This is a genomic window from Desulfurispirillum indicum S5, from assembly GCF_000177635.2.
Taxonomy (GTDB): Bacteria; Chrysiogenota; Chrysiogenetes; order Chrysiogenales; family Chrysiogenaceae; genus Desulfurispirillum; species Desulfurispirillum indicum.
In genome coordinates this window covers 1,627,204-1,642,214 of sequence record NC_014836.1, presented here as the reverse complement: position 1 = coordinate 1,642,214, position 15,011 = coordinate 1,627,204, and the positions used below count along the sequence as shown (strand labels likewise).

Sequence of the window (15,011 nt, the reverse complement as noted above, 5' to 3'; positions counted from 1 at the left end):
GGCAGGTACTCTAGCAAAGTGAGCGTATTTTTTCCATGACTTTATCAGCGACAAGCTGGTAGTCAATGGCTTCTTCGTCCTGATTGACGGGGAGTATTTCATCAATGGCAAAGGGTTCGCCGAAGGTGAGAGCACCTTTCTGCCCCAGTTTCCACAGCCTCCAGGTATGCAGCCCATCAACGCGGATGGGAACGATGGGCAATCCCGATTCATGCATGAGTTTCCCGATGGCGCGCTTGGGCCGTTTCATGATGCCATCTTTGGCCCTGGTGCCCTCGGGGAAGACCAGAATGGAGTTACCCTGGCGGATGTTCTGGAGGATGGCGGCATAGGCCTTCGCTCCGCTGCCCCGTTTGACGGGAATGATGTGAATGCTGCGCAGGACGCGGCCGATGACGGGTATCTGGAGAAGCTCTTCTTTGGCGGCGATACGCAAGGTGTGCACCTTTTGTCGTCCCACTATGGTCATGGGAATGGCCATGGTCTCAAGGAAGCTGACGTGGTTGGAAACGTACAGGACGGCCCTGGCGTCAGTGGGAATGTACTGATCCCCCTTCACCTGCAGTCTGTTCAGAACAAAGAAGAGCATTCGGCTAAAGTTCACGAGAAAGCCGATATAAAACTGATAAAGTCGTTGTTTCACAGTCTTCCCCATCCGGTATGATTGTGCATGTATATGACCCAGGTGCCGCGTGTTGTCAAGGGTGTGCGACACTCTGGTTGCTGATGTAGAGGATGCTGGTGTCATCAGAGCCAGGTACCGGCTCCTGATTATTGGTGGCCTTGAAGAAGTCCTGCAGGATGTCATTCAGGCAGTGGCTTTTGACGAAGGATCTCCGCAGTTCCGTACCGCTGAAATCATCGTTTTCGCACAGTCCGTCAGAGTAGATGAGAATATGGAAGTTGCGGGGAAGCGTGAACTGGTCGATGCGGATATCCTGGGAGTAGATCATAAGCGGCAGGTTATTGGTGCGGCACTCATGGAGGCTGTCCTTGTCGATATCCTTGATGAAGATCGGGTACATGCCGAACGAGCTGTACTCCATCAGCAGGCTCTGTGTGTCGATGCAGGCCATGGAGAGGGAAATGACCTCGTCATCAAGCAGGTAGCTCTTGATATAGTCGGCATAGGTGGTGACTATATCCTGTAATGATGGAGCTGTTGCTTTGGGTGTGGTCTTGAGGTACTGGTTGATGAATGATGCCGACAGAATGGCGGTGACGGAGGCGCCGATCCCCTTGCCCATGCTGTCGATGATATAGAAAAGGGTGCGGCGTTCATCGATTCTGAAAATTCCGTAGATGTCGCCGCTGAGGATATCCTGGGGCTTGTAGAATACCTCGGCTCTGATTCCTTCGAGCGTTGCGGCGTCGTTATGGATGATCAGCTCCTCCTTGGCGAAGGCTTCCTTCTGCTGCTGCTCTTCGCGTCTGCTCTTGTCCTTGAGGGCGAAAAACTCCTCTTCGCGGTGCCGCTGTTCCTCCTCCAGGCGTTTCTGGAGCTGCTGCTGCATCTGGATGATGCGTGCGTAATGTTCCAGGTGCATGCGCAGCTTGCCAAGCTGGACGGGCTTGTTGATAAAACGATCGACGCCGGCGTCGATGGCGCTCAGGATATGGTCCTTGTCGGAGAAGGCCGTTATCAGGAGGATCGGGATGTCGCGGTTGTGCTGGCGGATTTCCCGTGCCATATCGAGGCCGTTCATGACGGGCATCTGGATGTCGCTGAGGATGATGTCCGGATGAAATTTATGGAACAGCTCAAGGCCTTCCTGGCCATTTTCCGCCACATGGAGGGATTTTGACATGCGCTTGAGCAGACGAACATAGAGCTCCCGGGTCAGTTCGTCATCCTCTACATAGAGTATGGACACATCCCGCAGCGGTGAGTTCTGCAGTTCTTCCTCCGGGGTCGTTTTCCTGTGCTGAGTAATGGCGGAGAGACTGGTCAGGGAGAGGATCAGGTGAACCTGTCGCCCCTGGTCTGAGTAATACATGCCATCGCTGAGCTCCTGGGTAATTTTGATTCCACGGTTATGGAAGAGGCTTTGGGTTTCTGTCGCCTTTGTCCGCAGGTAACTTTCGTACTCAAAACCGTCACCGCTGTCGGAGATGGATATGCGCAGCACCCGGTTCGCAAAAAGTTCACAGCTGATATCAATCTGGCCGGTACAGGCCTTTTCCTGCTCAATGATAAAGCCTTCGTACTGTCCACTGCGGATCAGCTCCTGCTTCTGTTCCGATGTCATGCGCAGTACACCATGTTCAAAGGCGTTCAGCAGCATTTCATGGAAGATGAGCATGGCATTGTCCGCCAGCTCCTCGTGGAGGCCTGAAGCCGCCAAAGAGGCTTCGAATCGTATTTCAAGGTTGGAAAGGGCATCCAGATTCGGCTGCGTGACAGTCTCGCGGGAGAGGATCGTGACGGAGCCGGCTGGCAGGTGATTGATGAGGAGAAAGGAGCCGGTCTCTGCAGTCGGCTGTACATCCTCCAGTGCACTGTGCACATACAGAAACTGTTTTTTGGTGGTCAGCAGGGCCATATTGGCTTCAGCCATGCTGAGCAGCCTGGAATTGTTGGCAAAGAAGACGCTCTGAATATCGTTGAGGGGGTATACTTGGACGCGAAAGGGCGTGGGCTGTTCGGAAAGGGTGTTTTCGTGATCGCGGGCGGTGAAAATCCGTCCATCCGTATCCTTGAAGAGCACATAGTACATGCCGAAATTGATAAAGCGCAGGGTCTGGCTGCCCTGGTCCAGGACTCCCAGCAGCAGACGGTGCTTCAGGGTGAGTTCGCCCCGTGCGTATTCGCGCAGAAAAGGGACAAAGTTATAGCTGGTGAAAAACCGGTGTTCCGTGACATAGGCGCGCAAGCTTTTCAGCAACAGGTCGCTCAAATGCGTGTCATTGGACAGGGCAAAGAAGGTGAGCTGATCATTTATCTTTTCAATGGAGATGCAGGGGGCTTTTTCAGGAGTATGGTACTCCAGGATAAAGTGGTCAGTGTACTGGTACTGATAGTAAAATGCCATCCGTCCCCCTTTTTTCTCCAGAGTGAATACTAGCACAACAAGGGTGGGAACTACAGGGGAAACAGGAGAGGAACATTGTGATTATTGACGCTGGACCTTGATTTCGTCCTTGCCTTCTTCAACGCAGATCATGATTGGTATCTCGAAGCGATTCAAGTGCTTCGTCTGGGTAATGCCATAGAAGCGAATGCGATTGCCTTCTTCGGCGGCCTCTATGAAGAGGTTGGCTTCCTTGCTGGTTTTGATGATGCGGTCATAGAGTTTTTCTGTTTTGGCAAAATCGACTTTCAGTGTTTCCGTCTCGGTTACGATGGCTTCCAGCTCCGTCTTTTTGTCACGGACACTCTGGATGACGGCGATGGAGGAAGGAGGAATTTTTCTGCCCGCAGCCTTGCACTCCTTGACCGTGCGCATGGCCATTTCCAGGCGGGAGCGATCCTTCTGCAGTTCCGAGGATATGCGCCGCGCCTGCTTGCTCAGCTCGGTCATGCGCTCGCGATCCTTTTCCATGGTGGCCTTGTAGCCTTCGAGAACTTCGTTGACAGCGGGAACCAGGGTCGGATCAGCGTGGACGCTGTTCTCATCGCCAACCATATGTCCCAGATGGGCGCTGTTGCCGGAGAAGAATACCTCGGCGTTGCGCATGGTTCCGTGATGGTTGATCTCTTCACAATAAATAGTGGCGTTGAGGATATGCTGTTTGATGAAGACCTGGCGCGCGTAGATGGTGCCCTGCTGGAAGGAGTCGCAGTGGACTACATCGGCTCGTACCGTGCCACTGCCCAGGGTCAGGCTGACTTTTTCATCGGCCTCGATGGTGGCAGAGCGGTGAATGGTTCCCTCAATCTCCACATTCTCACCGGCAACCTTGGCGTTGGAGGCGATATTGCCCTTGATCTGGACATTTTTGCCCTGAACCGTGCGGCCAGCGCCCACGGCATCCTTGCTGACGCCCTGGTGGTTGATGATGACATCGCGGGCATCTTCCTTGAAGTAGATATCCCCGGTAACCGCCAGGTCAACGGCACCATCAATGGTGACATTATCCTTGATGTCGGCGTTACCGTTGTTGTCGACGCAGAAGAAGCCCTCCTGGCGGGCGTACACTTCGATACGGTCGGGGCGGTCCACGACGCTGAGGCGGCTGGTGACCGAGTGGAAGGGGAAGGTGTCCTTGGTCTGCCCCACGTACTGGGGCGTCAACTTACCGTCGGGTAGTACGCCGGGGCTGCCTTTGAGGGCGCGGTAGTAGGTGACAATCAGCTGGCCGTCTTCCACGTGCTGGGTAAAGTTCTTTTTGCTGTAATCGATATTGCCCTTTTCATCAATCTGCCCTGCCGTGTTATAGGTCTCAAAGTGGTATTCCGTCTTGGAATCCTTGCCGTTTTTGCGCAGGCGGCCGCGGGCAATGGGGAAGATAAGGGCGGGTTCCTTGACGGAGGTATGGCTCATGCGGCCAATATCCACGATCTGCTGCGCGATCTTTTCCAGTTCCGGATAGCTGATGATGCCAAAGACGATATGGTTGTAGGCCAGAACCTTGCGTATTTCCGCCACCACCGACTTCAGGAGGTTGGGGTCATTGAGGTCAAACTTGCTCTGGGTCAGGAAGGTCAGCTCGCAGATAAGGGGATTTTCTCGATTGGGAGTGACGCGCATGATAGGGTGGTGCTGGTATTCGCGCAGAGCCTTGCGCATGATTTTGATCTGCCAGTTTTTGGTCACCTTCCCCATTTGCTTGCTTTCGTAGGGGTCGCTTTCAAAGGCAATGGAAAAGTCCAGCTCCTTCAGGGGGAGTTCGTTATCGCGAGCAAACTCTTTTATGGTGGTGGGTATGTCATTGGTTTTGATGATATCAGATACGCCGGCAAACGTCCCCATACAAGCGACCCCTTCAAGGATATAATGCGAAAAATGTTACTTATTGTACGATTGTTGTACTTTTCCGAGGATTATAACAGAATAAAAGTATGTCCACTATAAAAATATGACCAGAGCCGCTCCGAGCAAAATCGTTGACGCTGAGCCGGAGCGCGGCTACTATGTCAGTCTGGTTACATGCTGGCTGCGACAGCCTTTCGCAGGTGTGTGATCTTCGAACTGGTCTGGCTTTTACACCATACACCCAGCCAAGGAGGCTCCATGTTTCGTAAAATTCTCCTCTGCAGTGATCTTTCAGCGGCATCTGATGCTCTGGTTTCCTGCGTCGGCGACCTGCAGCAGCTTGGCCTTGAAGAGGTTATTCTGCTGCATGTGGTGTACGCCGCTGTGGTACCGGGCCTTGAGAATGCCCTGAGAGCGGAAGCGACGAAGAAATTGACCCAGTACAAAGAACAACTTGAGGAGCTTGGTCTGCGGGTGCAGATTGATATTCCCCTTGGCATGCCGGTATATGCCATTGAAGAAGAAGCGTCCAACTATGAAGTGGATGCCATTGTCATCGGTTCACGGGGTGAAAGCCTGTTGCGGGCGGCAGCTCTTGGCAGTGTCTCTTTTAAAGTGCTGCAGATAGCGCGTTGTCCGGTTCTGCTGGTGCGGGTGAAGCTGCTGGACTCCCCTGAAGGAGAGGGTGTTGCGCCCTGTCAGCGACTTTTCACCAGCCTGCTGGTGCCCTATGACTTTTCGGCGCTCTCTGCCCTGGCTCTCCAGAAAGCCCGTGATATCGCAATGGTGCACGGATGTCCCATCAGAATTCTCCATGTCAATGACAACCAGCGTCGACTGACCTACCTTTCAGCCGAAGCCATGAAGGAACAGGATGCCTTTGACGAAGAGCGCCTGTGCAAGCTCAGGGACGCTCTGGTTGCGGAAGGTCTGAATGCCAGTTATGAACTGGTGGAGGGTGTTGTGCTGCAGGAAATTTTGAAACGTTCCGATCCCCGTGACACCTCGCTGATCATCATGGGCAATCAGGGCAAGGGTTTTCTCCGTGAAGCGGTTCTGGGCAGCGTGGCCAATGAGGTTGCCCGTCAGGCAGAGGTACCCGTGCTCTATGTGACGGCGAGGAGTTAGGCCATGGGAAGTTCTCTTGATGTGCTGTCCCGCAGACACCGTGAAGTGCTGGACGCCTTTGTCGCCTTACTGGAGCCATTGCCAGTGGTTCAGGGGGTCTATATTCTGGCCTTTCCGCCCTCCTCGGAACCTGATGCCATGGTGCGTGTCATTATTCTGGTCAGGGAGCGCAGCAGCGCTGTGCTGGCGGAAATCACCGCCCTGGCGCAGCAGGTGGAGAAGGAGTTTGACGCTGAGGTCCAGCCCGATATTTTTGCCACGGCAGCATTTGCGGGCCTGCTTGAAGCCGGTGCCCCCGACCTGGCGGGCTTTGCCAGCAATGCCGTCACCCTGATTCCTCTTCGTGTGGAGTAATTCACTGTCATTTTTTTGTTCCTCAGCGTGTATATACTTCCTGTGATGGGCTTTTTGTATCAAAAGATGTTGAAGATTGCGTAGGCTCGGTGAGGACTTTCCCTGGGGAAGGTGTGCTATTCACTCATTTATGGAGAGTTGGTATGCAGCGTTGTGATCTTACTCCCCGCGAACACTGGGCTTCGCGCTGGGGCTTTATTCTGGCCGCCATGGGCTCAGCCGTGGGTCTGGGCAACATCTGGCGCTTCTCGTATGTGGCCGGTGAAAATGGCGGTGGAACCTTTCTGCTGGTCTATGTTCTGTGCGTACTGCTCATTGGTCTGCCCATTGTCATGGCGGAATTCACCATCGGTCGGAAATCCCAGTGCGATGTGGTTGGTGCCTTCACCTCACTGGCTCCCGGCAAGCCCTGGGTGGTTGCGGGGATCATGGGTGTCTCCTCGGCCTTTATCATTCTCTCCTTTTACGGTGTTATTGGCGGCTGGACCGTCAAGTACCTGGTCAGTTATCTGACGGGTTCTCTGTGGAGTACACCGGAAAACGGTTATGACGGCTTCTTCATCGGCTTTATCACCAATGCCTATGAACCTCTGTTCTGGCAGTTTGTCTTCATGGCGTTAACCATTGGCATTGTCTTCCTGGGTGTGAAGAAAGGCATTGAAACCGCCAACCGCATCCTCATGCCCCTGCTGGCTATCCTGCTGCTGGTGCTGGCACTCTACAGCCTCAGCCTTGGCGCTGCCCGCGAAGCCATCTCTTTTCTGTTCTCGCCTGACTGGAGCGCTCTGTCCCGTCCGGAACTCTACCTGGCGGCACTTGGACAGGCCTTCTTCTCCCTGAGTCTCGGTATGGGGGCGCTGATTACCTACAGCAGCTACCTCACCCCAAAGGAAAAGCTGCCAGGAGCCGCCGTGGGTGTTGTCTCCCTCGACACGATGTTTGCCATCGTGGCAGGTCTGGTGATCTTCCCTGCTGTTTTCGCCTTTGGAGGCGAACCTGGAGCTGGCCCCGGACTGGTGTTCATCACCCTGCCCGATATCTTCCAGAATCTGGCAATCGGCGTTGTGGTGGGAATCGCCTTCTTCTTCCTGCTGGCTGCGGCTGCCCTTTCTTCCGCCATGTCACTGCTTGAGGTGGCCGTCTCCTATTTCATGCGTGTTTTCGGGTGGGGTCGGCATATGACGACGGTGGTAATCGGTGGTATTATTTTCCTGGTTGGTATACCATCTTCGCTTGGTCTTGGAGTGCTTTCCAACGTCACCATTTTCGGTAAGGACATCCTGGACTCCATGGATTTTCTCGCCTCGAATATCTTCCTGCCGCTGGGGGGCATGATCATCGCTCTCTTTATCGGCTGGGGATGGAAGAAATCCGACGCGCTGGAATCCTCTGATTTTGGAGATACCCTGTGGGGCAATGCCTGGATCTTTATCCTGCGCTTTGTGGCACCAGTTGCCATTGGCCTGGTGTTTCTGCGGGCCATCGGCCTGTTTTAGGACGTCCCTGGAACCAAGCCACAGATCCTTGTTACCATGAATGCCTCTCTCCGGAATCGGTCACCGGGGAGAGGTTTGTTTTTCAGGAGGTTTTATGATTCGTACCAGTGATCTGAACGTCAGTCGTCTGACCCCCATTATCAGCCCTGCCAGTCTGAAGCAGGTCTTCCCCCTCTCCAGTGAAGGGGCTGCCTTTGTCACCCAGGCGCGGCAGCATATCCGCAATATCCTCTCGGGCAAGGACAGTCGCCTGATGGTGGTGGTGGGCCCCTGCTCCATTCACGACCCGAAAGCCGCCCTTGAGTATGCCCAGCGCCTGGCCAGGCTGAATCGCGAGGTGAGCGATCAGCTGTTCATCGTCATGCGTGTCTACTTTGAAAAGCCCCGGACCACCATTGGCTGGAAAGGTCTCATCAACGATCCCGATCTGGACGGCAGCCACCAGATATCCAAAGGGCTGGGGGTTGCCCGTCAGCTGCTGTGCGCCATTACCGATCTGGAACTGCCCATTGCCACGGAAATGCTGGACCCCATCACGCCCCAGTATCTCTCGGACATGATCAGCTGGGGTGCCATCGGCGCCCGCACCACGGAGTCGCAGCCACACCGGGAAATGGCCAGTGGCCTCTCCTTCCCCGTTGGTTTCAAAAACGGCACCGACGGAAGCCTGCAGATTGCCATAGACGCCATGAAGGCGGCTCAGCACCCCCACAGTTTTATCGGTATCAACCTGGAAGGTCGCACGGCCATTGTGCAGACCACGGGCAATCAGTCGGTACACATCGTGCTGCGGGGCGGCAGTCAGAAGCCCAATTATGAACCCGCTGATATCAGGGACACCGAGGAAGTCCTCCACAAGGCCGGCCTGGCTCCTTCCATCATGGTGGATTGCTCCCACGCCAATTCCTTCAAAGATCACGACCGCCAGGCTGAAGTGCTGCACTCTGTTCTGGAGCAGATCACGGGTGGCAATACCTCCATTTTCGGCGTAATGATGGAAAGCAACCTGCAGGCCGGCAATCAACCCATGGCCCCTTGTTCCTCCAAACTCTGCTACGGGGTCTCCATCACCGACAAGTGTATTGACTGGCCGACAACGGAAGAATTACTGCGTTCCGCGCGACAGACTCTGGAGCGTACGGGTGGGCGCAATGTCGTCTGAATGGTGTGTCATTGGCTCCTGATATTTTTCGACGCATTGCAGATGGTTTCGGCACCGACGCAGACAGGCACAACGCGCAGCCACTCGCTGTACGTATCCTCGGCTATCACCGTGGGGTGGTGCTGGGTTCCCTGGCCGCTTTTCTCCTCATTATACTGGTGATAGCAGCGGAGGGCTGGCGTTCCCACCGTGATGTGGTGGCAGCGCAGGAGGCAGAAGTTCGGGCAGTCCTGGAAAATGCCCGCCAGGCGCTTGTTCACGAACTGGACTTCCTCAGTCAAAGTGCGCAGTTTCTCGGTCAGCTTCAACACGACTGGGCGCAGGAGCGACAGGTTGAGCTATTCCAGGGATTTCTGACCGTACGCAATTACCAGGCCCTGGCGGTGTGGGACAGAGAAGGTGCCCTGCGCCTGGCAGTGACACGCGATGGATCGACCCTCGTGAATCAGCAGGTACCCTTCTGGAAAGGGCAGGTGAGTGGCCCACGCCTTGAATTTCATGGTGGTGTGCCGGTAAGTGAGTCCATGCGTCTGTCGGTGCCGCTGGGGGATGGTTCAGCCATGAGCGTTTCCTTCAGCCCGCAACGCCTCTTTCGGGTACTGCCACACCAGGTTCTTGTCGTCAATCCGATTTACGGAGAGATTCTCTGGCAGCATGACATGCAAATGCAGGGCGCCTTGCCCCTGAGCGCGAGCCATGGTGAAGGTGCTGTGGTTGATGTCGAGTCATTGCCGCATCTTGCCCATGATTTCATGGGGACTCCCCTGGTTTTTGTGGTGGCTGCTGATCAGCGTTTCGCGGAGAATCAGACCCTGAAGTCGACCCTGCTGATCCTCTTCGCGGTGAGTCTGCTCTATGGCTTGCTGGCAAGCCTTGGGTACGCCAAGTTCCGGCGTTTTCATGAATCCCTGAAAACCAAGAAGGCGACGGTCTTTTCCCTGGCTAATCTGGCGGAGTGGCGCGATCCCGAAACCGGCGATCACCTGGAACGCACCCGCAACTACGGGATGCTCCTGGCGCTGCAGTTGTGCCATAACCCGAAATTTTCCCGTCTGCTGCGCAAAACATTTATTAAAGACATGGCCGACGCTTCCTTACTCCATGACATTGGTAAGGTGGGCGTACCCGACCACGTGCTCCTGAAACCGGGGAAGCTCAGCGATGAGGAGTTTGCCATCATGCGCTCCCACTCCACCATCGGTCGCAATGTGATTCAGTCCATCATCGACCAGTGCGGGCTCCACGACCCCTTTCTGGAGATCGGGCGCAATATCGCCCACTACCACCATGAGCGTTACGATGGCCGTGGATATCCCGATCAGCTCAAAGGCGAAGAGATTCCCCTGGAGGCGAGGATCTTCGCCCTGTGCGACGTGTATGATGCCCTGCGCTCACGACGCCCCTATAAAGAGCCCATCAGCCATGAAAGAACCTGTGAGATCATCCGCAGTGAACGTGGTGGCCACTTCGACCCCGATATTGTAGACGCCTTCCTGGTATGCGAAAAGGAGTTCATGGAAATACACGCCGCCTATGACTCCGTGGATCAGTCATTTCATAAACAGTTCAGCGGTCTGACGGCCAGGCATCTGCACATTCAGTGGAGCGAAAATATTGCCGTGGGCATTGCGCAAATCGACCAGCAGCATCGTGAGCTGATCAACCGCATCAATAATCTCTTTGACGCACTGCTGCTTGGCCGTGCCAAAGACGCCATTTATCAGACCATGGCGTTTCTTGAAGATTATATTCACGAACACTTTACCACCGAAGAACGGTACATGCGCGAAAACAGCTATCCGGAATATCAGCAGCATGTCGCCCAGCATGAACACTTTCGCGCGCAGGTGCAGCAGATGAAGCAGCAGCTCCTGGACGAGGGCGCCTCATCGGCCCTGGTGATGGATCTGAACCGGCAGATCGTGCACTGGCTGACGAATCACATAGCTGTTACCGACAAACGAATGGCGCAGTTCATCGCTCATCACACTCTAACCCGTTAAGGAGGCCTCATGGAAAGCCCTGTGAAGGAATACACTGACCACGGGCACTGGGGGGAATTTACCTTCCCGTGCCATCAGTCGTGCCACTGGCTGATCCATCAGCTTCAGCTCTCGCTTACCCGTCTGTCCCGGGAATGGCAGGTGTCTTTTCAGTACAAGCTTGAAGAAAATTCCGGGAAAATCCCCCTTCGCTTTCAAGAGCGAACAACCACCAGTAGCAAGCTGCAGCGACACCTTTTCCGGGAAACCGAAGACGCGCTTTCCCTGCTGCCGTGTCTCCCGGATCGCTCTGTGGTTATCCGTCCGGCCCAGCCAAGCACCATCCATCCGGGGGAGAAAGTGACCCTCTACGTCGGCACACCGGTGTGGGTGAAGCTGGTGACCGGCTCTGGGAATCACCTTCTTCAGGAAATTCCTACCCAGCCGCTCTCGGATACCTGGTTTGGAGCGAATACCCGCAGTGGCGAACTCTGCTACCTCCTGCGCACCCGTGGACGCACCCAGACTGGTGATATCAGTTTTGAACGCTACCGGGCACTCACCCCCGTGACCATCGAAAATCACGCGTCCACCCCATTGAACTTCGAACGATTCTGCCTGCCTCTTCCCATGGTCAGCCTGTATCAGGACGAGTCCACCGGTCAGCTCTCCACCCAGGAAATCCTGGTGAAACGCGGTGATGACGACCAGGCCGCCGAGCTGAAAATCCAGCCCGGTGCCCCCTCCATATGCGGGCAAAGCGTGGAGATAGCGCCGCCACGCCGTAAACCGGATCGTCAGGTACTCGTCAAGGCATTCAGCTCCATATTCTCGGGAGGAGGTTCGTAACATGGAATGGGAAAAACTTTTACACGCTGACCTGCTGCTGCACCTGCTGCGGGCGTCCCTGTACCTGCTGGCAGGCTTTGTGGTGGCGCGCATCGTCTCGCGCCTGATGGGAAAAGTGGCCAGCAGAAAACTGGATTCACACCAGGTGCTGATCCTTGGCAAGGTCATCCGCTACGCCATTCTCCTGCTCTTCTTCATCTCTGCCCTGAACGAGCTCGGCTTCAGCCTCAGTATTCTGCTGGGCGCCGCCGGCATCCTGACCGTGGCCATCGGCTTTGCCTCCCAGACTTCGGCATCAAACCTCATCAGCGGACTCTTCCTGCTGGGCGAACGTCCCTTTTCCGTGGGCGATGTGGTGAAAATAGGAGGGACCACCGGGGAAGTCATCGCCATAGACCTGCTCTCCGTGAAAATGCGCACCTTTGACAACCTCTACGTGCGCATACCCAATGAGAGCATCCTGAAATCAGAAGTGACCACCCTGACCAAATTCCCCATCAGACGAATGGAAATAGCCGTTGGCGTCGCCTACAAAGAAGACCTGCGACGGGTAAAGGAAATCCTGCTGGCCGTCGCCAACGCCAACCCCAACTGCCTGGATGAGCCAGCGCCCGTCTTTATCATCACTGGCTTTGGCAGCTCCTCCATGGATATTCTCTTCTGTGTCTGGGCCAGGCGCGAAATCTTCCTGGATGCGCGCAACGCCCTCTACGAGGAGATCAAGGAAGCCTTCGACCGCAATGGCATCGAAATCCCCTTCCCGCACCTCTCACTGTACACCGGTGAAGTCACGCGCCCCTTCCCCGTCACCCTCGACCAGGGCAGAACCGATTAAACGCAGAACACCCCCGCTGCCAGACAGCGGGGGTGTTGAAGTCTACCGGGAAAATGCTTTCATCGGCCAGTGCTACGAGCGGGCCGCCTTCTCCTCGTGACCACCCGTGCCGAAACGCCGTGCCAGCTCATCCTTGATCAGACCCAGGCCAATACCCTTGTCGGCCATGCACACCGCCATGTGAAAGAGCACATCAGCCGCTTCCGCCACCACCCTGGCCGAGTCCCTGTCCTTCACCGCACAGGCAAATTCCATTGACTCTTCGCCAACCTTCTTCAGTTGCGTATCCTCGCCCTTTTCCAGCAGACTCTTGACATAGGACTTCTCGCCGGTGGAGAGACGACGTTCTTCAATAACCCCCTCCAGACGCTCCAGAACATCAAAAACCGACTCACCCGCACGCATCACCTCGAAAAAACAGGAACGCTCACCCGTATGACAGGCACCACCGCCCAGCTGTTCAATCTTGATCAGCAGCGCGTCGCGATCGCAATCCGTGCGGATTTCCTTGACCAGCTGGAAAGCCCCGCTGGACTCCCCCTTGAGCCACAGTGACTGACGGGAGCGGGAATAGTAGTGCACCCTGCCCGTTTCAAACGTCTTCTGAACCGCCTCGCGATTGGCAAAAGCCACCATCAGGACCTCGCCCGTGCGCCAGTCCTGAGCAATCACCGTCAACAGACCACGATCATCAAATTTTAAATCATCAATCACCATAAATATTCATCCTTGGCAGAGTATATGTACTTGCTATCGCGGAAAAAGGTATGGTATACCATCTCCCGTTGAAACGGAAGAGTGGCCGAGTGGTTTAAGGCGGCGGTCTTGAAAACCGTTGAGCGAAAGCTCCGTGGGTTCGAATCCTACCTCTTCCGCCAACTTGATTATGACACAAATCAAATTTGCCCCTGAAATCTTTATTTCAGGGGCTTTTTCTGTTATTTTTAATGTGACCAATCGGATGAAGTATGACCTACTACACAACTTTTTTAGGGGTATTTTCAGGGGTATAATGTTGCAGGGAGCGCATAATACCCCTAATAGCGAGGTTCCATTTATGCCAGCAGTTACGACACCTTTGACTGTCAAGCAAATTGATAGCGCAAAGCCGAAGGATAAGCAGTATCGTCTATATGATGGAGGTGGCCTGGTATTTACCATCAAACCCAATGGTGGGAAATACTGGATAATGCGCTATCGGTATGAAAAGAAGTCCCACGAGCTACACCTTGGCACTTATCCTGAAGTACCACTGTCGAAAGCCCGCGAATTTCGCGAGGAGGTACGGGTGCAGGTGGCAGCAGGGATTGACCCGAAAAGGTATCGCGAAGAAGCAGAAAATCAGTTACTGCGACAAAAAGAGGGCAGCTTTGAAAGTGTTGCCAGGTCATGGTGTGAAATTCAAAAACCCCGCTGGACAGAGCGTCACGGAAGTGATGTCATAAATTCACTGGAGACCAATGTTTTTCCTTATATAGGTTCCCGCCCAATTTATGAGTTAAAGCCTCGTGAGTTGCTCGATGTGGTCAAGGTCATTGACGATAGGGGGGCCAGTGAAATAGCCAGACGGGTTTTGCAGCGTATCTCAGCGATATACGACTATGCCTTTGCTCATGGCCTCGTTGAGCTGAATCCAACTGCTGGCCTGGTGAAGGGTCTGAAGCCACAAAAGAAACAGAATTTTGCCGCTCTGTCTGCTGAGGAAGTTCCTGAATTGGTTCGAGCTATTGAGGGCTACCATGGCCACCCAATCACTAAGCTTGCATTGAAACTTTGCTTGCTGACAGCAAGTAGGACCAATGAAATTCGGTTTGCCAGCTGGCAGGAGTTTGATCTTGATAATACACTCTGGTGCATTCCGGCTGAGCGAATGAAAATGCGACGGGATCACCGAGTACCCCTATCCCGGCAAGCGGTGGCTGTGGTGGAAGAGCTTATTCAGTATTCGGGCAAAAACAAGTACCTGTTCCCCAATCAAAACAAACCCCATACCCCTATCACAGAAAACACCATGCTCTATGCCCTGTACCGCATGGGCTTCCACAAGCGCTCAACCGTCCACGGCTTCCGGACGCTATTTAGCACCATTGCCAATGAAAAGTCAGACTTCAGTGCCGATGCCGTAGAGCGGCAACTGGCACACCAGGAACAAAACAGGATCCGGGCGGCGTATCACCGGGCTGATTATCTGGATGAAAGGCGGGAGTTAATGCAGTGGTGGGCTGATTATTTGGATGGGCAAAACAATATATAGTGGTATGGCACGGGGAGTCGAACTCATTGTTTTGT

The 15,011-nt window shown here is 54.5% G+C and carries 12 protein-coding genes and 1 tRNA gene; 9 read left to right on the top strand and 4 right to left on the bottom strand.

Annotated elements, in window-relative coordinates:
- Positions 1-10: 10 nt before the first annotated feature.
- The 3 genes from SELIN_RS07780 to SELIN_RS07770 form a co-directional block, all read right to left on the bottom strand.
- Positions 11-643, bottom strand: a complete 633-nt coding sequence (locus tag SELIN_RS07780; protein ID WP_041725984.1) for a lysophospholipid acyltransferase family protein — start codon at positions 641-643, stop codon at positions 11-13.
- A 55-nt stretch (positions 644-698) separates the two neighbouring features.
- Positions 699-3,032 carry a response regulator gene (locus tag SELIN_RS13970; RefSeq protein ID WP_013506118.1) on the bottom strand — a complete coding sequence of 778 codons (2,334 nt, stop codon included), beginning with the start codon at positions 3,030-3,032 and terminating at the stop codon, positions 699-701.
- 81 nt (positions 3,033-3,113) lie between these two features.
- Complete coding sequence (locus SELIN_RS07770; protein WP_013506117.1) at positions 3,114-4,913, bottom strand: flagellar assembly protein A; 1,800 nt, start codon at positions 4,911-4,913, stop codon at positions 3,114-3,116.
- A gap of 261 nt (positions 4,914-5,174) precedes the next feature.
- On the opposite strand from SELIN_RS07770, the gene SELIN_RS07765 reads away from it, so the two are divergent.
- The 7 genes from SELIN_RS07765 to SELIN_RS07735 all read left to right on the top strand — a co-directional run bounded on the left by SELIN_RS07765 (position 5,175) and on the right by SELIN_RS07735 (position 12,722).
- Complete coding sequence (locus tag SELIN_RS07765) at positions 5,175-6,044, top strand: universal stress protein (protein WP_013506116.1); 870 nt, start codon at positions 5,175-5,177, stop codon at positions 6,042-6,044.
- Between the two features lie 3 nt (positions 6,045-6,047).
- Positions 6,048-6,398: a hypothetical protein gene (locus tag SELIN_RS07760; protein WP_013506115.1), complete on the top strand. Its 351-nt coding sequence runs from the start codon at positions 6,048-6,050 to the stop codon at positions 6,396-6,398.
- Positions 6,399-6,541: 143 nt separating this feature from the next.
- The gene (locus tag SELIN_RS07755) at positions 6,542-7,894 is read left to right on the top strand and encodes a sodium-dependent transporter (protein ID WP_013506114.1); all 1,353 of its coding nucleotides are present in this window, start codon (positions 6,542-6,544) and stop codon (positions 7,892-7,894) included.
- 94 nt (positions 7,895-7,988) lie between these two features.
- Entirely contained in the window at positions 7,989-9,056 is a 1,068-nt protein-coding gene (locus SELIN_RS07750; protein ID WP_013506113.1) for a 3-deoxy-7-phosphoheptulonate synthase, read from the top strand.
- An 11-nt stretch (positions 9,057-9,067) separates the two neighbouring features.
- Positions 9,068-11,059 (top strand): bacteriohemerythrin, encoded by a 1,992-nt coding sequence (locus tag SELIN_RS13965; RefSeq protein WP_049871113.1) that lies wholly within the window; start codon positions 9,068-9,070, stop codon positions 11,057-11,059.
- Between the two features lie 9 nt (positions 11,060-11,068).
- The gene (locus SELIN_RS07740; protein ID WP_013506111.1) at positions 11,069-11,887 is read left to right on the top strand and encodes a hypothetical protein; all 819 of its coding nucleotides are present in this window, start codon (positions 11,069-11,071) and stop codon (positions 11,885-11,887) included.
- A 1-nt stretch (position 11,888) separates the two neighbouring features.
- Positions 11,889-12,722: a mechanosensitive ion channel family protein gene (locus SELIN_RS07735; protein ID WP_013506110.1), complete on the top strand. Its 834-nt coding sequence runs from the start codon at positions 11,889-11,891 to the stop codon at positions 12,720-12,722.
- Positions 12,723-12,794: 72 nt separating this feature from the next.
- Here the strand turns inward: SELIN_RS07735 and hisIE are convergent, their stop codons facing one another.
- The gene (gene hisIE / locus SELIN_RS07730; RefSeq protein WP_013506109.1) at positions 12,795-13,439 is read right to left on the bottom strand and encodes a bifunctional phosphoribosyl-AMP cyclohydrolase/phosphoribosyl-ATP diphosphatase HisIE; all 645 of its coding nucleotides are present in this window, start codon (positions 13,437-13,439) and stop codon (positions 12,795-12,797) included.
- 75 nt (positions 13,440-13,514) lie between these two features.
- Here hisIE and SELIN_RS07725 point away from each other — a divergent pair.
- Positions 13,515-13,600, top strand: a tRNA-Ser gene (locus tag SELIN_RS07725).
- Positions 13,573-14,976, top strand: coding sequence for a tyrosine-type recombinase/integrase (locus tag SELIN_RS07720; RefSeq protein ID WP_083805967.1), 1,404 nt, complete (start codon positions 13,573-13,575; stop codon positions 14,974-14,976). The genes SELIN_RS07725 and SELIN_RS07720 overlap by 28 nt, the downstream gene beginning before the upstream one ends.
- The last annotated feature ends 35 nt before the right edge of the window (positions 14,977-15,011 follow it).

Bases quoted from the DNA above. Each gene is read 5' to 3' on its own strand.
- SELIN_RS07755 (WP_013506114.1), top strand. From the start codon at position 6,542: ATGCAGCGTTGTGATCTTACTCCCCGCGAACACTGGGCTTCGCGCTGG.
- SELIN_RS13970 (WP_013506118.1), bottom strand. From the start codon at position 3,032: ATGGCATTTTACTATCAGTACCAGTACACTGACCACTTTATCCTGGAG.
- SELIN_RS07760 (WP_013506115.1), top strand. From the start codon at position 6,048: ATGGGAAGTTCTCTTGATGTGCTGTCCCGCAGACACCGTGAAGTGCTG.
- SELIN_RS07765 (WP_013506116.1), top strand. From the start codon at position 5,175: ATGTTTCGTAAAATTCTCCTCTGCAGTGATCTTTCAGCGGCATCTGAT.
- SELIN_RS07740 (WP_013506111.1), top strand. From the start codon at position 11,069: ATGGAAAGCCCTGTGAAGGAATACACTGACCACGGGCACTGGGGGGAA.
- hisIE (WP_013506109.1), bottom strand. From the start codon at position 13,439: ATGGTGATTGATGATTTAAAATTTGATGATCGTGGTCTGTTGACGGTG.
- SELIN_RS07750 (WP_013506113.1), top strand. From the start codon at position 7,989: ATGATTCGTACCAGTGATCTGAACGTCAGTCGTCTGACCCCCATTATC.
- SELIN_RS07770 (WP_013506117.1), bottom strand. From the start codon at position 4,913: ATGGGGACGTTTGCCGGCGTATCTGATATCATCAAAACCAATGACATA.
- SELIN_RS07735 (WP_013506110.1), top strand. From the start codon at position 11,889: ATGGAATGGGAAAAACTTTTACACGCTGACCTGCTGCTGCACCTGCTG.